Genomic DNA, 26685 nt, shown 5'->3' with positions numbered 1-26685 from the left:
TGTCACGATACGTCCCCCTATCGCGTCTGCCTATTCGTAAGCCTGCGCATACTCATAAGGTGGAAACGAGAACGGGTCACGGGGGGTCAGGCCTTTTGAGCCGCGAGGATTGTTATAGTCACCCAGTAGAATCTCATAATGAATGTGAACTGCGGACGCATTGCCGGATGCCCCCATCATGCCGACAGGCTGGCCGAAGCCGATATGCTTTCCGGCCGAAACGCCCGGCTGAATGTAAGCGAGATGTGCATAGCGAGTGTAGACGCCCTTGCCATGGTCAACCAGCACCATGTTGCCATAGCCAGTGGAGACGCGCGCCTCAATCACCCTGCCCGGCGCGGTCGCGTAAATCGTGCCTGCTGGGCGCGACTGAAGGTCTATGCCATCATGGCGTCGGCTGAAACGTTGGCCGAAGCCGGAGGTCAGGCACACATCATTGGCCGGGGATGCCGCCAGCGGCATGCCATTGACCACGACAATCGGCTTGTAGTTCAGCACCCAGCCATCTTCATCCACCAGCGGCGAGTTCGACACCCGGATGCCATAGCAGGCGCGCAAATAGGCATTTGGCTGAAATGTGCCCTGCGGCGCGGCCCTTACGGGCGGGCTTGCCGGTGTCTGCGTGACAGGCCCGCGCGAAGGCGCATTACGTATATCTATCGGCGCTCGCGTGGCACAGGCAGTCAGCACCATCAGCATAAGGGCAGGCAGGAAACGAAACATGCCTGCCCTTATGCCCTGTATACGGTTAATATCAGGCAACAACGGGGGCGCGTTTCGCTCCGCGATCAATCTCTTTCATTAAGTCTTTGCAATAAGCGTTAAAATCCACCTGCATGCGGTGGCGTGGGCTGTCATAGAAGTGGCCGAGATGCCGTTTCTCGTCTTCGACGATGATGCTTTCCATCTCTGCCTCCGATGGGAAGGCATAATCACCATTCAGGGCGGCAGCGACCAGCTTTGACTGCTGCTCAGCAAAGTTCACCAGCGTTGGCAGGGGCTGAGCAAGGCCCAGGAAGAAGATCGTCTCCCGACCCGGCTTCACCATGCGTTTGTAGAGCGGGAAGACATTTTCCTTCGGCGTCAAATCACCCTGCTTCAGGAAGGGGAAGGTCACATTATAGCCGGTTGCCCAGACAATCGCGTCCACCTTTTCCCGCGTGCCATCGGTAAATACGACGCCATCACCGTCCAACCGCTCAATGCCCGGTTTAGGAATGATGTCGCCGCACCCGACCCGCGTCAGGAATTCCCCGGAGACAGACGGATGCCCGTCCAGCGGCTCATGATCCGGCTTGGGCAGGCCGTAATCTTCCATCATGCCGATGGTCTTCTTGATCTTCTTGCGGGCCAGTGCCCGTCCGATCCCGGAGGGCAGCCAAGAGGGCAACACCGCCTTGTCGGCTGGCTGGCCATCCATATATTTCGGCATCACCCAAACACCGCGGCGCATGGAAATGAACAGCTTCTCCGCCAGCGGACGTTGCGACAATTCCGAGGAAATATCCATGGCAGAGTTCCCTGCGCCGACGACCATGGCGCGTTTGCCGCGGAAGTCATAGGGCTCGAAAGGGTCCGTATAATTGTGGGAATGTACCTGATAGCCATCGAACTCGCCCGGATATTTCGGCATGCGCGGATCCCAGTGATGGCCATTGGCGACAACGACTGCATCATATTCCCGGGTCTCCCCGGTAGACAGCGTCACCTTCCAGCGCCCACCGGGCAGATCTGCCACATTGGTCACTGCCGTATCGAATGTAATGGTCTCGCGCAGGCCGAAATGATCCACATAATCATGGAAATACTGCAGCAGCTGGGCATGGTGGGGGAAGTCCGGCCAATCCTCCGGGACAGGATAATCCTCAAAGGCCAGGCGCCATTTGGATGTGTCGATATGCAGGGACTGATAGCAGGAAGAGGCCCCGTTCGGATTCTTGTAATACCAGTTGCCGCCGATATCGTCCGACATCTCGAAACAATCATATGGAAGGCCATAATCCTTCAGGCGCTTGGCCATGGTAAAGCCGGAACAGCCCGCGCCAATAATGCAGGTCTTAGGTTTTGAGGCACTGTCGAATGCCATTTTCTCTTCCTCCAGATGAGCTGTTTGTTTTTGCTCTTTTGACAATGATGTTATCGGGGCAAAACAACTCGTCAAACGAATGAGGGCCAAAATGAGCAATGACCCCGCGTCAGCCCCCGAACCTTGGGAGCTGATGAAAGAAAACATAGAAATGATCAGCGGCGGTATTCCATGGGGTCGCCGAATGGCGTTCCGGTTCACACGCATCGAGAAAGGTCATGCCTGGGGGCTGCAGCCTTGGAAGGAGCGCCTGGTGGGCGATCCGGATACGGGCGTGATCCATGGCGGCGTGCTGACCGCGTTTCTGGACAATCTGTCCGGCACGGCGGCCAGCTCGGCACTTTCCAAACCGCGCTTTGTGGCAACGCTGGATTTGCGGATCGACTATATGCGACCGGCAGAAAAAGGCCGTGACATCATTGGCGAAGCCGAATGCTATCACACCACGCGCAACATCTGCTTCACGCGCGCCTGGGCCTATCATGAAAGCCGCGACAAGGTGATCGCCACCGCAGCCGGTGCCTTCGCCATCAACAAGCCGCGCCCTGCGGAAAGCATTGCGAGGATGGGCTGATGGAAGAGGAAGACATGAAACTGACCCGCGCTGACGAAGTGCGCGCCTTCATCGCCCGCACACCGCTGGCCCAGGAAATGGGCTTGCGCTGCGAAGTCATGGGCGACGAGATGACCATGATCATGCCCTTTCAGGACAAGCTGATCGGCAATTTCATGATCAAGGCCATCCATGGCGGGGCGATTGGCGCCTTCCTGGAGCTGACATCACAGGCACAGGTCTTCCTGGTGACGGAACATCTGGCCCGTCCGCCAAGACCGATCAATCTGACAATTGACTATCTGCGCCAGGGTCATGCCAAGGATCTCTATGCCCGCGCCGAGATCACCAAGATGGGCCGGCGCATGTGCTCGGTCCGCGCCGAAGCCTGGCAGGACGAGCGCGAAAAACCCGTTACGACGCTAATGGCCCACTTCATGGTGGCTGGCGATTAAACAAGTTTGGGGGTGGACAAGCCGCGCCTCCCCACCCCTGAACTTAGCTCCTAAACTATCCCAAAAGAAACCCGAAAGAGGCCCAAACAGCCCCATCGAAGCCCCATTCTATTGGAGCTGTTCTGCTGCTTCTGTTTCTTCCGGCGCGTTCGCGTCCGCAGCGATGGGCGGAAAGGCCCGCGCCATTTCCTGGTTCCACTCATACAGATGCGGCCAGTTTTCACCCGCATTGTCCATCAGCCCAAGATGCACGATGACCAGATCCCGGCTCGGCACGATCCAGATGGTCTGGCCCTCATGGCCCTGCGCGGAGAAGGCATCATAGGGCGGCGAGTGCGCAGCCTGACTGGCCGGCACAGGGTTGGCTGACGGCGTCAGCCAGAAACCGGCCCCATAAGTATTCGCGTCTGTGTCTTCCGGGTCGGTACGAGAAAAATCCACCCAGCCGTCCGGCAGCAGGCGCCGCCCGTCCCACATGCCGTCACGCAGATATAGATAGCCGAATTTCGCAAAATCCCGTGCAGACGCCCAGACGAGCGACCCGCCGAGATAGGTGCCCGCTGTGTCATATTCGATTACCGCATCCATGCCGATGGGGTCTGCCAGATTACGATCGAACCAGTCCGTGAAGCTCGCCGCGCCGCTGACCTGCTGCAGCGCATGGCCGATCAGATGAAAGCCCGCCGTGGAATAGTTCCACATAGCCCCCGGCGTGTGCACGGGTGGCAGATTATCCTGCGCATATTGCAAGACATCGAAGCGACCGGGGCCATACATCATCTGTACAACATCATTCGTCCTCAGATCAGTTGCGCCGATTTCCAGATAGTCGAGCCCGTCCGTCATGGTCAGCCATTGACGCCAGGTAATTTCCGCCCTCGGATCGCCTGCTGCAAACGGTGTTGGCATGGGGGCGTCCAGATCATCAATCAGGCCCAGCTTGACCGCCCGCCCGACCAGCGAGGAGGTGATCGACTTCGCCATGCTCCAGGAGACCTGCTTGGTGTCCGGCCCAAAGCCCTCGCGATAGGTCTCGAAAACCAGTTTGCCATGATGAATGATAACGACCGCTCGCGTCTCCCCCATCGGATCGGCCAGTTCACCTGCCATGGCGTGGTCAATGACGGGCTGGACAAGGATCGCCGTTTCCGCCGGCATCTCTCCCGTCTCCCAGCCACTTGTTGGCCAGGCGAGCTCGTCCGGCTGGGGCGGCAGCCGCACAAGTGGTTCCGCACTGGCAAGGCCCGGCGCCAGCATCAGGCCCAGCGCTGCCAATCCTGATTTAACGTATCTGCTGCACACGAAAAACTTGCCCATCTTGCCCGCTCTCCCTTACTCTTTGTGTCAAAGATTAGGGGCAAGGGATGAAACTCGTCAAAGCACTTTTGATTGTCGCGGTGACATTGGCCGTCATTGGCGGCGCTGTCTGGCAATTCTGGCTGAAGGATCAGGTGGCCTTTGCACGTGTCGCCACGGCCTATGGTGCCAAGACGGTTTGCTCCTGCCTGCACATTGGCGAGCGGGAGATGGAAAGCTGCCGCAACGACTTCACCGTGGATGTCAGCGCCATCACTTTCAGCGATGAGAACAATGTGACTCGCGCCAGCGTGCTGGGCGGCCTCGTAAAGGCCGAAGCTCGATACGAACCTGGCATGGGCTGCACACTTGTGAAGAAGTAGCAGCTAGTCCCCCATACGCTCAACGGGGGCAGGCTGCCCGTCAAACAGGTTCAGATATTCAGGCTTCAGCTTGTCCCGAAAGGCCGATTGCGGCACCGTAATGTGATAGGCTCCCTCCGCATACGCCCCAATGTCATAGGGCGCAAAATGCACGACATAGCCACCGAATTTTCCAGGCACAGTGGACGGCACGAAATTCACCTCCCCTGCGAGGATGCTGTCTGCATTGACCAGTTCAGCGGCCTCGGCAGCAAATGTTTCCAGCTGGCCTGAACCGCCAGCCTTGCGCTGTTTCTGCTCGGCAATCTCCTGCCAAACCAGATTCATGTGCTCACGGATTGTCGCTTGCGGCTGAAGGAAGAAATTGCTGAGCCGCATGGGCTGGCCCGTCTGGGAATCATAAAGCCGCGCATCGGTCATGTAATTGCCATGCGCGCCGCCGGTGAAGGTATAGATGAAGCCCTCAAGGCTCATCACATTGCCGGCTTCTGCCACGACATTCCACTGGACGCGCACGACATAGGGCCGGAAATAGTCCGGATCGGCTTCCTTGTAGGCCTTGGCATCGGCCAGCATGGCCTCGATGCGGATCTGCGCGCTGTCGACCACATCCATCGCGATGGCGGGTGCCTTCTGGAACAGGCCCTCATCAAAGGTGACCTCTGCCTTCAGATACTCATCATCGACGAGAATTTCACGCGGCAGATCCGCAAGGGTTTCGATGGCCGTGACATCGACTGAGCCGTCATAATCATCGCCTTGGCCTGCAACAGCTTCGCCCGCATCGGGCAGTTCCCGCACCTTCTTCTGGCAGCCTGCCAGAAGAAGGGCCCCTGCGAGCGTAGCCATTGCGAGTGTCTTCATGCCGGTCTCCCTAGAGGCTGAGGAGTTCGGTGTCGCCTCCCTGTGCCGTGATATTCACAGTAAGAGTGCGCTCTGTGGCGAAACGATGCAAGTAGTGTGGTCCACCTGCTTTTGGCCCGGTTCCGGAGAGGCCTTCGCCGCCAAAAGGCTGCACGCCTACCACGGCTCCGGTCATGGAGCGGTTCACATAGGTGTTGCCGACCGGCACGGCATCGCGCACTTCGATCTGGAAGCTGTCCAGACGTGAATGGATGCCCAGTGTCAGGCCATAGCCTTTCGCTTTCAGCGCCGCACCGACCTCATCAATATCATCCGGATCATAGCGGACAATGTGGAGGATCGGGCCGAATTTCTCTTCCGTGATCTGATCAAGGGATTTCAGCTCGATCAACGCCGGGCCGAAGCCATAGCCAGTCTCACCAATCTTGCCCGCCGGGATCTGGTGAAGCACTTTGGCCTCTTTCTCCATCTTCGTCAGGTAGTCCTGCAGCATCTCGCGGGATTCCTGGTCGATGACCGGGCCGACATCTGTATCCGGATCGGCCGGGTCGCCTAACTTTAGTTCGTTCATTGCGCCGATCAGGCCGTCAATCAGCATGTCGGCCGTATCATGCGGCAAGAATGCGACCCGAAGGGCAGAGCAGCGCTGCCCGGCCGAGCCATAGGCCGACACGATGATGTCGTCGATCACCTGCTCCCTCAGCGCCGTCGTATCGACGAACAAACCGTTCAAACCGCCTGTCTCCGCGATCAGCGGAATGATCGGTCCGTCGCGATCTGCCAGTGACTTGGCAATGATGCGTGCCGTGCTGGTACCGCCCGTGAAGCAGACACCGGAGACGCGGGGATCCTTGATCAGGGCAGAGCCGACTGTCTCGCCGCGGCCCGGCAGAAGGTGCAGGGTCTCTACCGGCAGGCCCGCCTTGTGGAACAGCTTCACGGCTTCAAACGCGATCAGCGGTGTTTGCTCAGCCGGCTTGGCAACGACCGTATTGCCGGCGGCCAGTGCGGCCGCGATCTGGCCCGTAAAGATGGCTAGCGGGAAGTTCCACGGGCTGATGCAGCAGAAGACACCTCGTCCGTGCAGGGAGATCTGGTTGGTCTCGCCTGTCGGCCCCGGCAGGCGGACCGCGCCGGTGAATTCCGCCTCGGCCTGCTTGGCGTAATAGCGGCAGAAATCAACCGCCTCGCGCACTTCAGCCACGCCGTCGCCGAGCGTTTTGCCTCCTTCGCGGGCCATAAGCGCGATCAAGCGCGTCATGTTCTCTTCGAGAATGTCACCCATGGCACGCAGATGCTTGGCGCGCTCTGCCCCCCCGAGACGATCCCAGCCAACCTGATAGCCGGCCGCAGATTTGAGAGCCTGGTCGATTTGTTTCTCGTCGGCTTCCTTGACGGAGCCGAGCACGATTTCAGTGTCGAACGGAACGCGTACCATGTCGCCGCCGCCTGTCTCTGCCTTGCCGTTGACAATCGGCCCTGCAGAAATCGCAGGGCTGTCACGGAAGGATTTGACGGCTGCGGCCAGCTGCTTGCGGACAGCATTCTGACTGATATCCATGCCGGAGGAGTTGCGCCGGTCCGGCCCGTAAAGGCGCGGCGGTGTCGGGATGCGCGGGTGACGGCGCGGGCCGACTTCCACCTTCACGATCGGGTCAGCCACAACCTGTTCGGCCGGAACGTCCGGATCGAGAAAGGAGTGCACGAAACTGGTATTGGCACCATTCTCCAACAGGCGGCGCACCAGATAGGGCAGCAGGTCGCGGTGGGCGCCGACCGGGGCATAGACGCGGACCTTGCGGCCTGCATCCGCCGCCGCATAGAGCGCTTCGCCCATGCCGTGCAGACGCTGGAATTCAAATGCCGTGGTGCCGATATCGTCCGCCAGCTGCTCAATCGCCGCGACGGAGTGGGCATTGTGCGTGGCAAATTGCGGATAGATCGCACCGGACGCTTCCAGCATCTTCCGCGCGCAGGCAATGTAATGGAAGTCCGTACCGTTCTTCGTGGTAAATACAGGGAAGTTCGGGAAACCTTCGACGTGCGAATGCTTGATCTCGCTGTCCCAATAGGCGCCCTTCACAAGGCGCACCATGAAGCGGCGGCGGGTCTGCCCGGCAAGTTCCTTAAGCAGATCAATCACCGTGCCGGCACGTTTCTGATACGCCTGCAGGGCAAGGCCGAGGCCGTTCCAGCCCTTCAGCGAGGGTTCGCGCGCCAAGCGCTCGAGAATTTTCAGGCTGAGGACCAGGCGATCAGCTTCTTCTGCATCCAGACAAAGATTGACGTTTGACTTGGCGGCGCGCTCGCAGAGCTCCAGCACATCGGGATACAGCTCTTCCATGACGCGCGCTTCATTCACCGCTTCATAGCGTGGGTGTAGCGCGGAGAGTTTCACCGAGACGCCATTGGCCTGTTCCGGCGGGACAGAGGGGTCCTTATCGGCGGCGACGGCATCAATTGCGGTCTGATAGGCCTTGAGGTAGCGCTCGGCATCCTTGGCCGTGCGGGCGCCTTCCCCAAGCATGTCAAAACTGAAATGCGCGGCCTCGCCCGCCTTCACCATTCGGCGACCGCGTTTCTGCGCATCCTTCACATTGCGCCCCAGCACGAATTGTTCGCCCATGATCCGCATGGCCTGCATCATTGCGGCGCGAATGACCGGTTCACCGCTCTCACGAATCAGGCCCTGCACAAAGTTTCCCGGTCCCTTTTTCAGGCTGGCCGGCACGCCAATAACACGACCTGTCAGCATCAGCCCCCAGGTGGACGCATTGACCAGCCACGAATCCGACTGCCCCATATGTGCACTCCAGTCACCGGAGCTGATCTTCTCGGCAATCAGTTCGTCGCGTGTCTCGGCATCCGGCACGCGAAGCAAGGCCTCTGCCAGACACATCAGTGCCAGCCCCTCGGCATTTGACAGACCGAACTCCTCCAGGAAGCTCTCCATCATACCCTTGTTCTTGTCCTGCTGGCGCGCCTTTTCGACCAGATCCAGTGCGCGCCGCATCGTGGCCTGGCGCAGATCGTCAGAAAGGGGGGATTGTTTCAGCAGATCTTCAAGAAGCGCCTCTTCATCGGCAAATTTGATGTCGTCGAGGGAGTTCCAGTCGATCTTTTCCAAAGCAAGCGTGTCAGCCATATAATTCCTGAATGAGCGTATGTGTGAATGGTGTAAGAGCTAAGTACACTAGGCTTTAATCCGCAAAAGGCGAATCCGGGCCAATTTTTGCCTCTCATTAAGCCAAACCGGGGCAGAAGCCTATCACCTATGTTGCCTGCACAGGGGGGCTGTTCAGGAGAACGCTGGCCCTTTACGCAATGTTGCAAGCCCGCCAAGATGGCGCGGGACTGTGGCTGAGGCTGTTGAAGGAGCGCTCATGCGCATCATGCTCGTAACGGACGCCTGGGATCCTCAGGTGAATGGCGTCGTGCGCACAATGAAGCGCGTAATCGAGGAAACCGAGGCCATGGGCCATGTCTGGGAGATTGTTCATCCCGGACAGGGCTTCATGACCATGCCGCTGCCGACCTATCCGGAAATCAAGCTGGCCCTGTTCGCCCGCCATCGGATCGAGGAACGCTTCCACGAGTTCGAGCCGGATGCCATTCATATTGCCACAGAAGGCACGCTGGGCATGGCCGGACGCGCCATGTGCCTGACGGTGAAACACCCCTTCTCGACAGCCTATCACACACGCTTCCCGGAATATGTGGCCGCCCGCCTGCCAATACCCATCTCTGCCGGCTATTCCTTTGTGCGCTGGTTCCACAAATATTCCGGCAAGGTGATGGTGCCGACCCCGTCCATGGTGGAGGAACTGAAAGCCCAGCGCTTCATCAATCTCGTCGCATGGAGCCGCGGCGTGGATACGACTCTCTTCAATCCGGACAAGCGCATTTCGGAAGGTGCGGAAAATGACCCGTTCAAAGGCTTGGCCCGTCCGATCTTCCTGAATGTCGGCCGTGTGGCAGTGGAGAAGAATATCGAAGCCTTCGCAGAGCTGGATCTGCCGGGCACCAAGGTGATCATTGGAGACGGCCCGCAACGCGAAGAGCTGGAAAAGCGCTACAAGGATGTCGTGTTTCTGGGCGCCAAGTTCGGCGAGGAACTGGCCACATATTATGCTTGCGCAGACGTGTTCGTCTTTCCCAGCCTGACCGACACGTTCGGCCTGGTCGTGCTGGAAGCGATGGCCTCCGGCACGCCTGTGGCGGCCTTTGAGGCCACCGGGCCGCGCGATGTCATTCCCGGCTCGAATGCCGGCACGATCACGCCCGTCGGCGGCGATCTGGCATCGGGCGCAAAGGCCTGTCTGGAGCTGGACCGGGAGACCTGCCGCAAATACGCCGAGGGCTATAGCTGGCGCGCCTGCGCGGAAGCCTTCATCGAAAATTTGCAGCCCCTGCCGGCCCCTGCCCGCAAGCGTTTCTGGCAGAAAATCCGCCTGCGCCGCCGCAAGAAGCCTCAGATTCCCGGCTTGTAGGGCCCGGCTATCTCCGCGCGCCGCGATTGGCCAGTTGCTCGGCAATTTCCTGCTGGGCAAGCCGGTCTTCAACCTTCAGCGGGATCAGCCCCTTTTCCAACAGATAGCCATCCGGCCCCATGGCGCGGTCTGACACGAATTCCGTAATGAATTCCGACAGGCCCGGCACAAGCGGCAAATTCTGGTCTTTCACATAGATATACATGCTGCGCGACAGGCCATAATTGCCCGACGCAATTGCCTCAAATGTCACGGCGACCCCGTCCAAATGGGCCGCTTTCACACGGTCTCCATTCTGCTCCAGAAAGGAATAGCCGAGCACGCCTATGGCAGTTGGCGTCTTGATCAGGGACTGGATGACCGCCGTGTCATTCTCGCCCATATCGATCCAGGCACCATCGGTACGGATCGTATGCGTGCGCAGCTTGTAGGCGTCGGGGTCAGCTGACTGGAGGGCTGCCATGTCCGGAATGGCCAGCGCCCCCTGTTCCATGCCCAGTTCGACAAAGGCATCACGCGTACCGGAGGTAGGCGGCGGGCCGAACACCATGATCTGCTCATCCGGTAGATTCGGATTGACCTCGATCCAGCTTTTGTAGGGATTGGCGATGAAGCCGCCCTGCCCGTCCGGCAGCTCTGCCGCCAAGGCGCGGTAAAGGTCCACCTTTCTCAGATCCAGTGGTGGGGCCTCGCGGGCATTGGCCAGCACGATGCCGTCAAAGCCGATCGAGAGCGCGGTGATATCCGTAATGCCATTGCTGGCACACAGGGCCGTCTCGCTCTCATGCACGGGGCGCGAGGCATCCGCGATGGAGGGATGGTTCGGGCCGATGCGCTGGCAGAAGGTCTTGAAGCCACCACCTGTGCCGGTCGTCTCGACAATCGGCGTCGGGTAACGGGTGGTCGCGCCAAATCGCTCGGCCACGGTCGTCGCAAAGGGCGCCACCGTGGACGAGCCGACAACGCGGATCTTCTGCGCATCCTCTCGGTCCACCGGTGGTGGCAGGATAACGTCTCCGGTCTCGAGTTCGGACAAATCCGTTTTGCCGCATGCTACCAGGCACGCCATCAAAAGAGATACGAAGAGAGGCCCAAGCCTGGCTGTCATTCGGGAGGAACTCCTCGGCAAGTGGTCGCGTTTTGATCAATTAGCGGCAAGGTTTTGCCCCTGTAGAATAAGGGCTTTAAGCCCCGAATGTTATCTATGGGTGACAAAAAATGTATGCTGCCCAAAATTTTTGCTTGCATGCCCGAAAAGAGTCTCCTACATCGCCGTTCGAAATTGAAGCGGCGGACATCTGGGCCAACCCTTAAACTGGGGGCCCCCTGTACTAACGCCCAAAGCTGGTTAAAAGCCCTTTGGAGGTTAGGTGTCATGCACTCCTATGCTACTCCCTATAATATTGTTGCCGACGCACAGCCGGACGTTCCCGTTTGGTGTTTCCGTCCGGAGCGCGTCACCGCGGCCGCGAAATGGTTCCGGGAATCCTTCCCGGGCGAGCCATTCTATGCCGTGAAGGCAAACCCCGGCGAGCACGTGCTGGAAGCCCTCTGGGAAGCTGGCGTTCGCAGCTTCGACACGGCCTCTCTCAACGAGATCGAGCTGATTCACCGCAAATTTCCGGGCGCCCGCATGGCGTTCCTGCATCCGGTGAAGAACCGCCGCGCGATCCAGCGTGCCTATCACGAATTCGGCGTGCGCATCTTCGTCACCGACACGATGGAAGAGCTGAACAAGATTCTTGAGGAAACCGGCTACGCCAAAGACCTCACGATCATTGTGCGTATTGCGGTCTCGTGTGACGGCGCTGCCCTGCCGCTGGCGGGCAAGTTCGGCGCAGGCGCTGAAGATGCAACGGAAATCCTGCGCGAAGCCCGCCGCTATGCGGACGAGTTGGGCGTGTCCTTCCATGTCGGCAGCCAGGCCATGAAGCCGACAGCCTGGGCCACCGCCATGGCAGACGTTTCCCGCATCATCATCGCGGCGTCCGTCACGGTCGACATCGTGGATGTCGGCGGCGGCTTCCCGTCGATCTATGCCGAAAACCCGCCTCCGTCGCTGGAAGACTATGCCGCCATGGTCGAGCGCTCCTTCGAAACAATGTACGTTCTCGAAAACGCCGAACTGTGGTGCGAGCCGGGCCGTGCGCTGGTGGCGGAAGCAGAAAGCCTGCTGACCCGTATCGAACTGGTCAAAGGCGACGCGATCTACATCAATGATGGCTCCTATGGTGCCCTCTATGATGCTGTGCACGAGCGCTGGGCCTTTCCGATGCGCGCGCTGCCAGGCGATGGTCGCACGCTGGGCCGTCTCGTCGAGTACACGGTGTACGGTCCGACCTGCGACTCAACAGACAAGTTCCCAGAGAAAGTCTGGCTGCCAGCCGGTCTCACCGAGGGTGACTATCTGGAGTTCGGCAATCTGGGTGCCTATGGCCGTGCGATGTCCAGCCGCTTCAATGGTTTCGGCGAAACCGAAGTTGCCTTGGTGCATGATGCGCCGTGGCCGAGCCTCTACAATGCGGTCGGTGCGGAAGTCATCTCAATCGGCACGTCTGCCACGCTCTGAATGTCTGGAAATCCATACCGCCTGAGGACCAGCGCCAGATCCGGCGCCTCTTCAGGCGGGCTGGTCAGCCAGGCATGCCCGCCCAGCCCCCTGCCCTCAGTATCCGGTGGCAAGACGCGGATGGTCTGGCGGGCAATCGCTGCTCCAGAATCAATATAGCTGACCGGCTGGGGCGCACTTGCCACCAGTTGCGCCCGCACCAGTGGGAAATGGGTACAGGCCAGCACGATCGTGTCGATCCTATCTCCGCCAGGTGCCTCGAACAGCGGAGCCTGCGCAGCAGCAAAGGCCTCAACTGGCAGGTCTTCCCCCCGCGCATGAGCTTCGGCCAGCTTCACCAGCTCGATACTGCCATGCATAATGACCTGAATGTCCCTGGCAAAGGTGTCAATCAGCTCTGCCGTATAGGCGCGGCGGATGGTGCCCGGTGTTGCCAGGAGACCGACTGTGCCGGTCCGGGTCAACTGCGCAGCGGGCTTGATCGCGGGGACAGTGCCGACAACGGGTATATCCAGTACGGCGCGTACATCCGGCAGGGCCAGCGTGGAGGCCGTATTGCAGGCAATCACAAAGACATCCGGGCGAACATACTCAACCAGGCGCCTTGCCACTTTCGGCAGGCGGTCTCTCAGCGCCTCGTCAGACTTGTCGCCATAGGGGAAAAAGCCGGAATCTGCTGAATAGTGGATACCCAGTGCAGGCCCCAGCGCACGGATTTCCTCCGCCACGGTCAGGCCGCCAACCCCGGAATCGAAGACGAGCACCCGCCCCCGTGCGGGCGACGGCATAAAATTGGAGGGGAGCGTATCGGTCAGCATTTGCGGAAAGACTAGTCGCATTTGCACAAGGCGAAAACCGGGCAAGCCCGTGGCTTTGGCACGGGATTTGTTGTGCAGCGCAACATAAGTAGCTATATATTCTTCTTTGGAACAAGGGAAACACCATGTTTGATCTCTGGCTGACACCTTGGCGCGCCACACTTTCCCTGACCGCCGCCACGCTTGAAACCATGATTGCCGCTCAGAAGAGCATGTCCATGCTGGCCCCCATGGGCACCATGGAGCCTGTGACTGAGAACAAAATGCGAGATGCCTTCCATGTGGCCGCAGACGTGAATTTACGCCGCTGGGAAGACACTGCCGGTGCCATCCAGAATCTGCCGAACTGGTATCATGAGATGAACCGGATGCCGGGCAATCTGATGACCGACTGGTTCGACGCCGCCCGCCGCAGCCACAAGGACTAGTCTTTCAGGCCCTCTTCCCGCGCGGCTGGCAGCCATACACCGAACGCCGTGCCTTCCCCAATCCGCGTTTCGACGGCGAAGCCGCCGCGATGATGTGCCATGATGTGCTTCACAATGGCGAGGCCTAGCCCGGTGCCGGTGATCTTGCCGCCCCGGCTCTGATCGGCGCGGTAGAAGCGTTCTCCCAGGCGCGGCAGGTGTTCGCGCTCAATGCCTGGCCCCTGGTCTTCGACCCGCATCCAGACGGCACGTTCTTTTGTGCCTGGACGTCCGGAGGCTGGCAGCAAAGTCATGCGCTCAGCCCCCATCCAGCTTTGTCCGGCCTTGATACGCGCATCGGCCATGCTGCTGGACAGGCCAAAGCTCAGCACGATCTGGCCGCCTTCCACTGAATATTTCAACGCATTCGAGACGAGGTTCTCGACCACCTGAATCATCTCATCGCGGTGGGCGATGACCGGTATGCTGCCGCTTTCCGCGCGCACTTCGAGCCGCACGCCCTTCTCTGAGGCAATGGCGCTAAAGGCATGCGTAGCATCGGAAACGATATCCTGGAATTCCTCGCGTTCACGCGGCGAGACATGTTCGGAGGATTCGATCCGCGACAGGGATAGAAGATCTGCGATCAGACGTGACATGCGCTGGGTTTCTCCTGCCATGATGGCGAGGAAACGGTCCCAGGAATCCTTGTCGTCCTTGGCAGGTCCACGCATGGTTTCGATGAAGCCTGACAAGGCCGTCAGCGGCGTGCGCAGCTCATGGCTGGCATTGGCCAGAAAGTCTGACCGCGCCCGCGCCGCACGACGAACGGGGGTCAGATCCTCCAGCACGACGAGAGTACGCCGCGCTCTGCCAGGGCGAGAAACATAGGCCCGCCAGGTTTCATCCGGACCGCTTTCCACCTCGACGGCAGTTGGTTCGACTGTGCCGCTGTCAATAGCATTCTCGATAGCCGACAGCAGGCCCGGAGAGCGGATTACTGTACTGGCACGTGGTTTCACCCGGCCATCCAGGCGCAGGATGAACTCGGCCTCTTCATTGAATGCGACAATGCGCTGTTCGTCATCAATCTCAAAAGCAGGCAGCGGCAGCGCATCCAGCATGACTGTGGAATCGTGCAGCTCCGGCACTGTGGTAGTAGGCTCAATCGCAAAGCGGGGGCTGATGGGCAGAATGGAAGCGGTGCCGACATAGACAGCCATCGCCACAGAGGCCGCCACGAGCAAGGCCGCGAACGCCTCAATCAGCCCGACAGCCCCGGTCAGCCACATCAGGAACAGGATCGCCCCGAAGCAGGCAACCAGCGTTACAAAGTCCCTGGCCCGGCGCGTCAGGGCCCTCTTTGCAGCTTCTTTTGCGTCGGCTGACATGCCTTCGCTCATTGCAACTCCCGTTAACAGACTGCCCACAGACACCGTTCTCTGTAGCGGCTATTATGTAACGATAAAACTACCAAGTGCCGTTATGCATCGAAGGCGCAGCATTTACTGTATCTTAGTCATAAAATGATTATTGAATAACGATAATTTATCGTTGGCAGTCGAGTAGTTGGCGCGTAACGGACAAAAGATAAAGCGGGAGCATTGCCGACGGCATGACACGATCAATTCTACTTTTCAGCACAGCAATTCTTGCTGCGTGCGCCTCATCACCGGCAAACTTGCCCGGAATAGATGGCGACCGAGGAGAAATCTTTGCCGTCGCCCCTGATGCGCCTGCTGAATGGGCAGCGCGTGACGTGGTCGGCATTGCCCCGACTGGCAACTGGCTGACGCAGTTCAATGACCCGATCATGGTCGATCTGGTACAGGAAGCGCTGGCCAACAGCCCGACGCTGGAATCACGCGCAGCCCTGGTTCGTGCTGCCAAGGCCGCTACACGAACGGCCCGCTCCCAGCGCCTGCCCAATGTGGATGCCTCCATATCTGCCGGTGGCACATCCAATGCCTTTGAAACGGCAGGCGGCATCGACCGCACAACAGACAGCGTCTACGGCTTGGGCGTCGATGCAAGTTGGGAAGCCGATTTGTGGAACCGGCTGGGCCGCGGCATTGCTGCGTCAGAGGCTGATCTGGCCGCAAGCGAAGCCGATCTGGCCGCAGCAGAACTTTCGGTTGCTGCGCAGACCGCCATCGCATGGATCAATCTGAACGCCGCGCTGGCGCAGGAAAATGTTGCCCTGCAGACCTATGAAGCACGCGACCGTGTTCGCATCCTGACCGAGCGCCGCTTTCAGCGCGGCCTGGCCCAGGCGCTGGACGTGCGCACAGCCCGCAGTGCGCTGGCAGGTGCCGAAGCAAACATCGCCCTGACTCGTCAGTTGTCTGGCGAGGCAGCTCGCCGTCTTGAAATCCTGCTGGGCCGCTACCCGGCAACGGAAATTGAAGCCCCGGCAGAATTGCCGGTGCTGGACATGCTGCAACCGGAAGTCAGCCCGATGCTGCTACTGGCTCGCCGCCCTGACATTGCCGGCGCAGAAGCGAGACTGGTCGCCGCTGGCCTGAGAGCCGAACAGGCACGCCTCGCCATGTTGCCCAGCCTGCGCCTGACCGGATCCTTGTCCACCAGTCAGGCCGACTTCGCAGACGCGATAGACCCGGAACGCATCGCCGCCCGCCTTGTGGCAAGCCTGGTGCAGCCACTGTTCACCGGCGGTCGCCTCAGCGCACAGCGCGATGCCGCCATCGCCCAGGCAGAAGCCGCCATCGCCGATTATGCCCGCGCAGCTCTGTCTGCCTGGGGTGAAGTGGAAGACGCCCTTGCCGCTGACGCCCTGCTGGCCGATCAGGAAGATGCACAGATGCGCTCCCTCGAAGAGGCACGCCTGGCAGAAGATCTGGCGGAACGTCAGTATACAAGCGGTACGATCACGATCTTCAATCTGATTGATGCCCAGACGCGCCGCCTGACAGCGGAAAGCAATTTGGTGTCAGCTCGCGCCAATCGCGCAACCAACCGCATATCCTACCATCTCGCCCTTGGTGGCGGCTTGCCCGTGAGCGCCGCTGCCAATGCCAACCAAACCCCGCAGGAAGACGTCGCAGAATAGCGACAGGAGATAGATCAAATGGGACGCATTCTTTCAGTCTTGTTACCACTCGGCATCGTTGCCGTCGTTGGGTTAGGCGGGGTTTTCGCGCTGTCAGCCGTGAAGCCGGAACCTGAAAAGGCCGCTGAACCGAGCGCAGGACTCAACGTCTTTGCAGAACCTGTTCGCCGGGGTGACCTGAAACTCGTCGTCGAGGCCCAAGGCGAAGTGAAGCCGCGCCGTGAGATCATCGTCGCGCCGCAGACATCCGGCCGCATCTCCTATGTCTCACCAGACTTCATTGACGGGGGATTCATCAAGAAGGGCCAATTGTTGGTACGCGTCGAGGCCGCCGATTATGAGCTGGCCGTTGTTCGTGCACAGTCCACCGTTGCAAGCGCGCAGCAGGCCCTTGCCCGCGAAGAGGCCGAGGCCGAACTGGCCCGTCAGGATATTCTGGATCTTGGCATCTCCGATGCCTCCCCGCTTGCCCGTCGCGAACCACAACTGGCCGAAGCTCGCGCAGCCCTGGAAGCCGCCCGCGCACAGCTTAAGGACGCCGAACTGGCCCTTGGCCGGACCGCCATCTATGCGCCGTTTGAAGGCCGTGTACGCGAACGCAACGTGGATATCGGCCAGGTCGTGGCAACAGGCCAGTCTCTTGGCAAGATCTTCGCCAATGACGTGGTTGAGGTGGCCATGCCCCTGAACGACACGGAAATGGGTCGTCTCGGCCTGCCGCTGGCCTTTGCCGCCTCCGCAGAAAATCCGGGTCCGGAAGTTACCTTCCGCGCCGTTGTCGGCGGCGTACCGCGTGAATGGCATGGTCAGGTTGTCCGCACGGCCGCAGCCGTCAGCACACAGACGCGCCAGATCAATGTGATCGCGGAACTGAAAGACCCCTATGGGGCCGGCGCAGACGGTGACGCCCCGATGGCCCCTGGTCTGTTCGTTACCGCCGCCATTCAGGGGGAGACCATCAAGGACATCCTGATCGCCCCGCGCGCCTCCCTGCGCGGCGAAGACCGCATGTTCGTTGGCCTTCCGGACGATGGAAAGCTGTCGATCCGTCAGGTGGATCTGGTCTATTCCGATCCAGATGGCGCCTATGTCACCTCCGGAGTCGAGGAAGGTGAACTGGCCGTTGTCAGCCCGATCCAGGCGCCCTTCGATGGCATGAACATCACCGTGATGCAGCGCATGGAAGACGGCTCCATCAAGGTATATGAGCGCAAATCCTCCGAAGACACATCGAAGACGGATGAAACCGCCGAACTGGCTCAGGCTGGCGACGGAGACAAGGGAGTCGCCCAATGAACGGCATCGTCGCCTGGTTCGCACGAAACGCGGTTGCGGCAAATCTGTTGATGATCGTTGCCTTTGTCGGCGGCGTCTTCGGCTACACCAAGATGGAACAGGAGATGTTCCCGGTCGTGAATGTGACCGGGGCATCTGTCTCTGTTGCTTGGAACGGTGCCTCACCGCAGGATGTCGAGGAACAGATCGTTACGCGCATCGAGGAAGCCGTCGCCGACATTAACGGCCTGGACCGGATTACTTCCATCGCCAATGAAGGCTTCGGTGTTGTCAACATCAAGGGCCGCGACGACATCGACATGGACAAGTTTCTGGATGATGTGAAACTGCGCGTCGACCAGATCAACAACATGCCTCAGGCGGCGTTCCAACCGCAGGTCACGCGCTGGGAGCAGCGTAACTCGTTTATGGGCCTTGCGATCCACGGCAATGTCGATGAACGCACTCTGAAACGCCTTGGCGACAAAGTACGCGATGACATTGCCAATATTCGTGGCGGCGAACTGGCCGAACTGAATGGTGTCATTGATGAACAAGTCAATATCGAGGTCTCCGAGGAAGCGCTGCGCCGTTTCGGCATCAGCTTCAGCGACGTGGCCAACGCCATTCGCCAATCTTCTCTGAACTCTTCCGGTGGACGCATCGAGTCGTCCTCCGGCGATGTGGCGATTACCGCCCGCCAACTGGCTGACACCGCCAAGCAATTTGGCAATATCATCATCCGCCAGACGACAGAAGACGGCACGATCCGCGTGGATGATGTCGCCTCGATTGATGACGGGTTCGTCACAGACAAATTCCAGGCGACGTTCAATGGTGAGCCGACCGTGTTCGTAATGATCCCATCCCCGGACACAATGCACATCCTGGATTATACCAAAAGCTTCCATGAGTATGTGAAGAAGGCCAACGACCCTGCCAATGGCATTCTGCCCCAGGCGGTGAAGGTGGATGTGCTGTGGGACGATTCCGAAGGCTTTCAGGACCGTATGGACCTGATCACGCAGTCTGCCCTGCAGGGCGCTGTGCTGGTGATGCTGGTGTTGATCCTGTTCCTGCGCCCGACCGTGGCGCTGTGGGTGACGGCAGGCATCATCACCGCCTTTGCCGGCGGCATCATGCTGCTCCCCTATTTCGGGGTCTCCTGGAACATCCTGTCGACCTTTGCGGTGCTGCTTGTGATCGGCGTGATCGTGGACGACGCCATCGTCGTGGGCGAGAACATACACAGGGAAATCGAAAGCGGTCGAAGCGAAGGCCTCGATGCGGCTATTATCGGTACTCAAATGGTTCTGAAGCCCGTGATCTTCGGGGTTCTCACCACAATCATCGCCTTCCTGCCCTGGGCATTCATTACGGGCCCGACCCGCATGTTTACCCAGCAGATCACCTTTGTGGTGGTCGCTGCGCTGATCTTCTCGGTGATCGAATGTATGCTGATCTTGCCGAGCCACCTGTCGCACATGAAGAAGCAGAAATTCGACGGCCCGTCCGGCAAGCTGCTGCGCCTTCAGCACAGCATTGCCGATAGCCTTCTCTGGTTTGCCAACAATATCTACAAGCCTGTTCTGGAAGTGGCGATCCGCTTCCGCTATGCAACCGTGGCTCTGTTCTTCTGCCTGTTCTATCTGGCCACCCAAGTATCGGGCATGGGCATCGTTCCGTTCAAGTTCATGCCGGAAATCGAAGCCGACATGATTCAGGTCGAAATCAGCATGCCGGAGGGCACGCCCTATGAGCGCCTGATTCAGGTGCGCGACCAGTTGCAAGCAGGCATCCAGAAGACCAAGCAGGAAGCCCATCAGGAATTCCCGAATATCGAAGGTGACATCATCACGGACGCATCCGTGGTTGCCTCCGGCACCAGTGTCCGGTCCTGGATCAGCATCATCCCACCGGAAGAGCGCCCTGTTGGCTTGCGGTCCAGAGAAGTCTCAGAATTCCTACGCAACAATGTCGGCGACATTCAGGATGCAGAAGAAGTCACGTTCGATTTCACCTTCAATGACGAACAAAGCGGCGTGCGTTTTGCCCTGAATCATCCAAATCTGGAGCGCCTGCGTGAAGCGGCCGCAGTGGTGAAAGAACATCTTTCTACGTACAATAATGCCTATGACATCGGAGACAATCTGTCCTCCGCGGCAGAAGAGATCCGTATCTCGATGAAGCCGGGTGCCGAGACCCTTGGCATAACGCTGGCAGACGTGTCCCAGCAGGTGCGCCAGGCCTATTTCGGGGAAGAGGTTCAACGCCTGCCCCGCGACGGGGAAGATGTGCGCGTCATGGTGCGCCTGCCGGAAAGCGCCCGAGAAAACCTCGACAGCCTCAGCGCCCTGAAAGTACGCACGCCAGATGGTCGTGAGATCCCGATCACGCAGGTGGCCAATTTCGAGTATGCCCCCGGCATCAACCGGATCATTCGCCGCAACCGCACCCGCTCTGTGTCGGTCTATGCCGAAGTCATGGGCGAAGGCGGCCGTGGTCAGATCATGAGCGCCATGGAGCAGGATTTCTGGCCCGACTTCCAGAAACAGTTTCCGGACGTTCAGCGCGGCGAGGCTGGCGGCTTTGAGGAAGAACAAAAATTCTTCGCAGAGATCGGCCGTCTGATCCTGATTGCCATCGGCACAATGTATATCCTGCTGGCCGTGGCCTTCCGGTCCTATGCCCAGCCCATCCTGTTGATGATGGCCCTGCCCTTCGCCTATTGCGGCGCGGTTTTCGGGCTGTGGATCTTCAATACGCCCATGGCGATGTTCTCCTTCTTCGGCATTGCCGCTGCGGCAGGCGTTGTGATCAACGACAACTTGGTGCTGATAGATTACGTCAATCGCAGGCGGGATGAAGGCGCAGGCGCCGTGCAGGCGCTGGTGGATGGCGGGGTCTCCCGCTTCCGCCCGATCCTGTTGACCTCGGTGACGACCTTTGTCGGTATCCTGCCCCTAATCGCAGAGAAATCCGTACAGGCGCAATTCCTGAAGCCGATGGTTGTCTCGCTCGGCGCGGCAGTGGCCTTTGCCCTGTTCGTATCCCTGCTGATGGTTCCGGCAATGTATGCAGTGGGCGTGGAGATCGGCCGTATCTTCCAGTGGACCTGGGGCGGCAAGCCCTACCGTCAGATCGGCGAGACCTATAGCGGCGAAGTCACGATTGATGAAGAAGAATTGATCGGCACCAGCCACAGTGACGGGCTTGGCCGGGCGGCTCCTGCGGAGTAAATTGGTTTCAATTGATGTGTATTTCCCCGCCCCTACTGGACGGCAGGTGCACATCCAAAAGTCTGGGAGAGACCTAATGAAGAAACTCATGCTTGGTGTCGCAACTGCGGCGCTATTGGCAGCGTGCACGTCCGCGCAAACCGATGAGACGGTCCAAACGGTAGATGCAGTTGAGACCGTGCAAGCGCCTGTCGCAGAAACTCTGACTACCCCGCGGCCGACGCCGAATGCAGACGGGAAATATGTTACCGCCGATGGCCTGGAACTTACCGCAGCAGACTATTGGGGCCCTTGGGGTATCGACCTCACCCTTCAGAACTCAGACGTGAAGCCCGGCGACAATTTCTACGCTTGGGCCAATGGCAAATGGCTCGATTCCTTTGAAATTCCGGCCGACAAATCCCGTTATGGATCTTTTGACCTGCTGGCCGAAAAGTCTGAGCAGCGCGTTCTGAATATCATTGACGATCTGGCTGCCGCAAAGCCTGCACTCGACACGCCAGAAGGCAAGATCGGCGCCTACTACAATGCCTATATGGACACAGATACGATCAACGCCGCAGGCCTTGCCCCGGCCCAACCCTATCTGGACAAGATCAAGTCTATTAAGAATTTGGATGATCTGGCAGTTCTGTTCAGCTCGCCGGGCTTCAGCTCCCCGATCAATGGCTTTGTCTTCTCTGACGACAAGGATCCAAACACGAACATCTTCCAGATGGGCATGGGCGGCCTCGGCATGCCGAACCGTGACTATTATCTCAAGACGGACGACAAATCTGTTGAGCTGCGCGCCAACTATCTGGATCTGTTGACCTTCCTGCTTAGCAAAGCTGGCTATGAAGATGCTGCGCAAGAAGCCCAGAAAGTGCTCGACCTGGAAACAGAGCTTGCAAAGGCAGACTGGGACCCTGCCCTCTCCCGCAATCCGGAAATCACCTACAACAAGGTGTCAAAGGATGATCTGGTCACCATCGCTGGCACCTTCCCGGTAGTTCGCGCACTCGACACGCTCGGCGTCGGGGACCAGAAGGAATTTCTCGTCGCAGAAATTCCGCCGACTCCTGAGGAACTCGAAGCGGCCGGCATCACGCCTGAGCAGGCTGAAAAACTCGGCGGCGGCTTCCCTGCCATGTTCAAGATCATCAGCGACACGCCGCTGGACACCTGGAAAGCCTATCTGACCGCGCACTTCCTGTCCGATTACAGCAGTGTTCTGCCGCAGGAAATAGATGATGCCGATTTCGCTTTCTATGGCACCGCCCTGCGCGGCCAGCCGGAACAGCGCGAGCGCTGGAAGCGGGCCGTGTCCGCCACTCAGGGTGTGCTGGGTGAAGCCATCGGCAAGGTCTTTGTCGAGCGTTACTTCCCGCCGGAAAATAAGGCTGAGATGGACGATCTGGTCAAAAACCTGCGCAAGGCCATGGCCGTGAACCTGCGGGATCTCGGCTGGATGAGCGAAGCCACGAAGGTAAAGGCAGAAGAGAAACTGGACGCCTTCAACCCGAAGATTGGCTATCCGGACAAGTTCGAAACCTATGACACGCTGGTCGTGGGCAACAACGCGCTGGAAAACCAGATCAATGCCAGCCAATGGGCCCTTGAGGACAATATCTCCAAGCTGGGCAAGCCGGTCGACAAGACCGAATGGTTCATGACTCCGCAGACGATCAATGCCTATTACAACCCGGCTTATAACGAGATCGTCTTCCCGGCCGCCATCCTGCAACCGCCTTTCTTCAACATCTCGGCTGATCCGGCTGTGAACTATGGCGCCATTGGCGGTGTCATCGGTCACGAAATGGGCCATGGCTTTGATGATCAGGGCGCCAAATATACCGGCGATGGTGTATTGGAAAACTGGTGGACGGAAGAAGACCTGGCCGCCTTCCGCCAGCTGGGCGATGCCCTGGCCGAGCAATATTCGGCTTACTGCCCGCTGGATGATGGCGAAACCTGTGTGAATGGCCGCCTGACGCTCGGTGAGAACATTGGCGATTTGGGCGGTCTTTCCCTCGCCTATCGTGCTTACAAGATGTCCCTGAACGGCGAGGAAGCCCCCGTGATCGACGGCCTCACCGGCGACCAGCGTTTCTTCATGTCCTGGGCCCAGGTCTGGCGGTCCAAATATCGTGAAGAAGCGACCCGCAACCAGCTGGCAACGGATCCGCACTCGCCACCGAACTACCGTGTGAACGGCATCGTTCGCAATCTGGACGAGTGGTACAAGGCCTTTGATGTCCAGCCGGACGACGCATTGTACCTACCGCCGGAAGAGCGAATTCGCATCTGGTAATAAGCTGAAACAATAATCTATGTTACAGAAAGCGGCGCTTCAAAGCGCCGCTTTTTTATGAGCTGTTAAGGTTGGGCTGGTATTGTTAAGAACTGGCATGGGGGTTGCATCATACTGATCAGGCAAAGGACCCTATCCAAATATGGCAATCATTGACCGCCTCTTCGGAAGTCGAAAGTCAGAAAGCCGCGCGCCTACCACCGAGCGTGTCGAGCAGATGGTTGCTACACATGTGGAGCGGCCCCGCCCTGCACGCGCCATGGTCTATCGCGAAGCCTATGTGACCTATAATTCTGGCTACAAGCGACGTGGAATTGTGCTGGATCACTCTGATACAGGCGTGCGTTTGCGCTTCCCCACCAATGAGCGCCTGCCCGCTACGGTGACCTTGAATGCCAGCGCTGTCGGCCTTGAAGGCCAGGCCCGCGTGGTGTGGCAGGAAGGTTCAGAAGCCGGATTCTCCCTGATCCGGCGCTAGTTCGCCAACCCTCAAACCTTGTCAGCGAAACTTTCCCCAAGGACAACTTCCTTGGCTTTTCCGGTATTTCAAGCTTGTATGGCCTCCCATCAGAAAGAAAGGGAGCCCAAAATGGCCATTATGAAATCCGAGCAGATCCTCGCCGAATCCACCAAATCGTTCGAGGATGCCATTCAGACAGCCATCACCCGGTTTGATGCGACGGTCAAAGGCCTCGCCTCTGCCTATGTGAACGAGATGTACACCACCATCAAGAATGGCAAGATCGACAAGTATCGCGTCAACCTCCAGATGACGTTCGAAGTGATGCCACCGAAAGCCGACGACAAGGCCTCCCGCAAGAAGGCCAGCAAGAAGAAATAGGGCGCTGATCGGCCCGGTGGGTATATATCTCGCCGGGCCTGCTAGCTGCGGCAAGCTTCATATTCACGGCATATGGTCGGAAAAGCACGTGACAAGTTTCGCGGTACGCTTAGTTTCCATCGAAAGCTGGAGGAGATGACCGATGCCCCGTTCCCTGATCATTGCCGCGATTGCGCCCGTCTGCCTGGGCGCACTTATCACCCTGCCGGCCAGTGCCGAGGCCCCCTCTTCCGCAACAGACCAGGAAACCGCCATGCACGCCACCGAATTCACCTCAATTGACGGCAAGCCGCTGGATCTGACCTCTCTTGGCGCAAAAGCCATCCTCGTCGTGAACACCGCCTCCAAATGCGGATACACGCCGCAATATGAAGGCCTCCAGAAACTCTATGAATCAAAGAAAAAGGACGGCCTGGTTATTGTCGGCGTGCCGTCCAATGATTTTGGCGGACAGGAGCCTGGCACCGAGGCTGAAGTCAAAACCTTCTGCCAGATCAATTATGGCGTCACCTTCCCGCTGACCAAGAAATACGCCGTCACCGGCGCGAAGGAGCACCCCTTCTATCTCAATGCCGTCGAGAAACTGGGCGATGGGGCACAGCCGAAATGGAACTTCCACAAAGTGCTCGTTTCTGGCGGTGGGACGCCCCTGAAGGCCTACCCTTCCGCCACCAAGCCGTCTGACCCGGACTTGCTGGCCGATATTGAAGCCGCCCTCGGCGGCTGACGCGCTCTGTCCTGCGCCATGACGGGCCTTCACAGGGGGCCCGACAGGCCGGTTACGACCTAAGCACGGTCTTGACGACTCCCCGGTGGAAGCGCTTTGTGTTCGCAAATGCAAAAACCTTAGCGGAAGGAAACTCCATGTCAGAACAAGATCCCGTCGTCATCGTCGGTATGGGCCGTACCCCCATGGGCGGCCTACTCGGTGACCTTGCCAGCCTGACTGCCAGCGAACTCGGCGCCATCGCGATCGAGAAAGCTGTCAACGAAGCCAAACTGTCCGTTGGCGAAGCCAATGAGATCATCATGGGCAACTGCCTTCCCGCTGGCCAGGGCCAGGCTCCTGCCCGCCAGGCAGGCTTCAAGGCAGGCCAGGACAAGGGCCTGGAAGCCACCACGATCAACAAGATGTGCGGCTCTGGCATGCAGGCCGCCGTTATGGGACGCAACGCGATCCTTGCCGGGGAAGCCAGCATCGTCATCGCAGGCGGCATGGAATCCATGACCAACGCGCCGCACCTGTTGAATGTACGCAAAGGCCACAAATACGGCACCATGGCCGCTCAGGACCACATGGCGCTGGACGGCCTGTCCGATGCCTACAAAGGCGGCCCCATGGGTGAGTTTGCCGACATGATCGCCGGCGAATACCAGTTCACCCGCGAGCAGCAAGACGCCTATGCCCTGGAAACGCTGAGCCGCGCGCAGACCGCCACCAAAGAAGGTAAATTCAAGCGCGAGATCGCCCCGGTGACGATCAAGACCCGCAAAGGCGAAACGGTTGTTGATACAGACGAACTGCCGCGCACGGCCATGCCGGAAAAAATCCCGACCCTGCGCCCGGCCTTCTCCAAAGACGGCACCGTGACGGCGGCCAACGCCTCCGCGATTTCCGATGGCGCAGCAGCTGTCGTGCTGATGCGCGAATCCGAAGCCAAGAAGCGCGGCCTGACCCCGCTGGCGAAGATCGTGTCCGCCTCCAGCCACGCGCATGAGCCGGAATACTTCACCACGGCCCCTGTGCCAGCCATGAAGAAGGCCCTCGAAAAGGCTGGCTGGAGCATTGACGATGTCGACCTCTGGGAAATCAACGAAGCCTTCGCGGTCGTTCCGATGATCGCCATGAAGGAAATGGGCATTTCCCATGAAAAACTGAACGTGAATGGCGGCGCCTGTGCCATGGGCCACCCAATTGGTGCCTCCGGGGCTCGCCTGATCGTCACGCTGCTCGCCGCCATGGAAGATCGCGGCGTCAAGAAAGGCATGGCCAGCCTCTGCATTGGCGGCGGCGAAGGCATCGCCATGGCGCTTGAGCGCTACTAG

General features: G+C 59.2%; 22 protein-coding genes. 14 read left to right on the top strand and 8 right to left on the bottom strand.

The features are described 5' to 3' along the window. Nucleotides 1–30: 30 nt before the first annotated feature. Both HY2_RS13160 and HY2_RS13155 read right to left on the bottom strand, forming a co-directional pair. Nucleotides 31–723: a M23 family metallopeptidase gene (locus HY2_RS13160; protein WP_051595018.1), complete on the bottom strand. Its 693-nt coding sequence runs from the start codon at nt 721–723 to the stop codon at nt 31–33. A gap of 31 nt (nt 724–754) precedes the next feature. Beyond that, nucleotides 755–2086, bottom strand: a complete 1332-nt coding sequence (locus HY2_RS13155) for a flavin-containing monooxygenase (RefSeq protein ID WP_034828322.1) — start codon at nt 2084–2086, stop codon at nt 755–757. A 91-nt stretch (nt 2087–2177) separates the two neighbouring features. Here HY2_RS13155 and HY2_RS13150 point away from each other — a divergent pair, with 91 nt between their 5' ends. Continuing rightward, entirely contained in the window at nt 2178–2660 is a 483-nt protein-coding gene (locus HY2_RS13150) for a PaaI family thioesterase (RefSeq protein WP_051595017.1), read from the top strand. Then, a complete protein-coding gene (locus HY2_RS13145) occupies nt 2660–3094 on the top strand; it encodes a PaaI family thioesterase (protein ID WP_034828320.1) in 435 nt (144 codons plus the stop codon). The genes HY2_RS13150 and HY2_RS13145 overlap by 1 nt, the downstream gene beginning before the upstream one ends. A 108-nt stretch (nt 3095–3202) precedes the next feature. On the opposite strand, the gene HY2_RS13140 is transcribed toward HY2_RS13145, so the two are convergent. Further along, complete coding sequence (locus tag HY2_RS13140) at nt 3203–4411, bottom strand: serine hydrolase domain-containing protein (RefSeq protein WP_081815057.1); 1209 nt, start codon at nt 4409–4411, stop codon at nt 3203–3205. A 47-nt stretch (nt 4412–4458) separates the two neighbouring features. Between HY2_RS13140 and HY2_RS13135 the strand changes: the two genes are divergently transcribed. Next, nucleotides 4459–4773 carry a hypothetical protein gene (locus HY2_RS13135; RefSeq protein WP_034828318.1) on the top strand — a complete coding sequence of 105 codons (315 nt, stop codon included), beginning with the start codon at nt 4459–4461 and terminating at the stop codon, nt 4771–4773. 3 nt (nt 4774–4776) lie between these two features. Here HY2_RS13135 and HY2_RS13130 read toward each other — a convergent pair whose 3' ends face one another. After that, nucleotides 4777–5637 carry a DUF3298 and DUF4163 domain-containing protein gene (locus HY2_RS13130; RefSeq protein WP_081815056.1) on the bottom strand — a complete coding sequence of 287 codons (861 nt, stop codon included), beginning with the start codon at nt 5635–5637 and terminating at the stop codon, nt 4777–4779. Between the two features lie 10 nt (nt 5638–5647). Beyond that, nucleotides 5648–8782, bottom strand: a complete 3135-nt coding sequence (gene putA / locus HY2_RS13125) for a bifunctional proline dehydrogenase/L-glutamate gamma-semialdehyde dehydrogenase PutA (protein WP_034828313.1) — start codon at nt 8780–8782, stop codon at nt 5648–5650. Between the two features lie 238 nt (nt 8783–9020). On the opposite strand from putA, the gene HY2_RS13120 reads away from it, so the two are divergent. Then, nucleotides 9021–10127, top strand: a complete 1107-nt coding sequence (locus tag HY2_RS13120; protein ID WP_034828311.1) for a glycosyltransferase family 4 protein — start codon at nt 9021–9023, stop codon at nt 10125–10127. Nucleotides 10128–10134: 7 nt separating this feature from the next. Here the strand turns inward: HY2_RS13120 and HY2_RS13115 are convergent, their stop codons facing one another. Next, nucleotides 10135–11163 (bottom strand): substrate-binding domain-containing protein, encoded by a 1029-nt coding sequence (locus tag HY2_RS13115; RefSeq protein WP_233346371.1) that lies wholly within the window; start codon nt 11161–11163, stop codon nt 10135–10137. A 339-nt stretch (nt 11164–11502) separates the two neighbouring features. On the opposite strand from HY2_RS13115, the gene HY2_RS13110 reads away from it, so the two are divergent. Continuing rightward, the gene (locus HY2_RS13110) at nt 11503–12696 is read left to right on the top strand and encodes a type III PLP-dependent enzyme (protein ID WP_034828307.1); all 1194 of its coding nucleotides are present in this window, start codon (nt 11503–11505) and stop codon (nt 12694–12696) included. Here the strand turns inward: HY2_RS13110 and murI are convergent. Continuing rightward, on the bottom strand, nt 12642–13514 hold the full coding sequence (gene murI / locus HY2_RS13105) for a glutamate racemase (protein ID WP_051595015.1): 873 nt from the start codon (nt 13512–13514) through the stop codon (nt 12642–12644). The two genes, HY2_RS13110 and murI, sit on opposite strands and share 55 nt — an antisense overlap. Nucleotides 13515–13639: 125 nt before the next feature. Between murI and HY2_RS13100 the strand changes: the two genes are divergently transcribed. Continuing rightward, entirely contained in the window at nt 13640–13942 is a 303-nt protein-coding gene (locus HY2_RS13100; RefSeq protein ID WP_034828305.1) for a hypothetical protein, read from the top strand. Here the strand turns inward: HY2_RS13100 and HY2_RS13095 are convergent. After that, the gene (locus tag HY2_RS13095; protein ID WP_051595014.1) at nt 13939–15324 is read right to left on the bottom strand and encodes a sensor histidine kinase; all 1386 of its coding nucleotides are present in this window, start codon (nt 15322–15324) and stop codon (nt 13939–13941) included. The two genes, HY2_RS13100 and HY2_RS13095, sit on opposite strands and share 4 nt — an antisense overlap. Before the next feature lie 212 nt (nt 15325–15536). Between HY2_RS13095 and HY2_RS13090 the strand changes: the two genes are divergently transcribed. The 8 genes from HY2_RS13090 (at nt 15537) to HY2_RS13055 (ending at nt 26685) form a co-directional block, all read left to right on the top strand. Continuing rightward, on the top strand, nt 15537–16991 hold the full coding sequence (locus HY2_RS13090; protein WP_064773917.1) for an efflux transporter outer membrane subunit: 1455 nt from the start codon (nt 15537–15539) through the stop codon (nt 16989–16991). A gap of 18 nt (nt 16992–17009) precedes the next feature. Next, nucleotides 17010–18287 carry an efflux RND transporter periplasmic adaptor subunit gene (locus tag HY2_RS13085; protein WP_034828303.1) on the top strand — a complete coding sequence of 426 codons (1278 nt, stop codon included), beginning with the start codon at nt 17010–17012 and terminating at the stop codon, nt 18285–18287. Next, nucleotides 18284–21505 (top strand): efflux RND transporter permease subunit, encoded by a 3222-nt coding sequence (locus HY2_RS13080; protein ID WP_034828302.1) that lies wholly within the window; start codon nt 18284–18286, stop codon nt 21503–21505. Before HY2_RS13085 ends, HY2_RS13080 begins: the two co-directional genes overlap by 4 nt. A gap of 76 nt (nt 21506–21581) precedes the next feature. Beyond that, nucleotides 21582–23798 (top strand): M13 family metallopeptidase, encoded by a 2217-nt coding sequence (locus HY2_RS13075; protein ID WP_034828300.1) that lies wholly within the window; start codon nt 21582–21584, stop codon nt 23796–23798. Between the two features lie 142 nt (nt 23799–23940). Then, nucleotides 23941–24276, top strand: a complete 336-nt coding sequence (locus HY2_RS13070; RefSeq protein WP_034828298.1) for a hypothetical protein — start codon at nt 23941–23943, stop codon at nt 24274–24276. 111 nt (nt 24277–24387) lie between these two features. Then, nucleotides 24388–24639, top strand: a complete 252-nt coding sequence (locus HY2_RS13065) for a dodecin family protein (protein ID WP_051595027.1) — start codon at nt 24388–24390, stop codon at nt 24637–24639. A 142-nt stretch (nt 24640–24781) separates the two neighbouring features. Next, a complete protein-coding gene (locus HY2_RS13060) occupies nt 24782–25366 on the top strand; it encodes a glutathione peroxidase (RefSeq protein WP_034828296.1) in 585 nt (194 codons plus the stop codon). A gap of 137 nt (nt 25367–25503) precedes the next feature. Then, entirely contained in the window at nt 25504–26685 is a 1182-nt protein-coding gene (locus HY2_RS13055) for a thiolase family protein (protein WP_034828293.1), read from the top strand.

The organism is Hyphomonas pacifica, assembly GCF_000682675.1.
Taxonomy (GTDB): Bacteria; Pseudomonadota; Alphaproteobacteria; order Caulobacterales; family Hyphomonadaceae; genus Hyphomonas; species Hyphomonas pacifica.
Note: the sequence above shows the minus strand (reverse complement) of the source record. Positions and strands in the feature narration are given on the sequence as shown.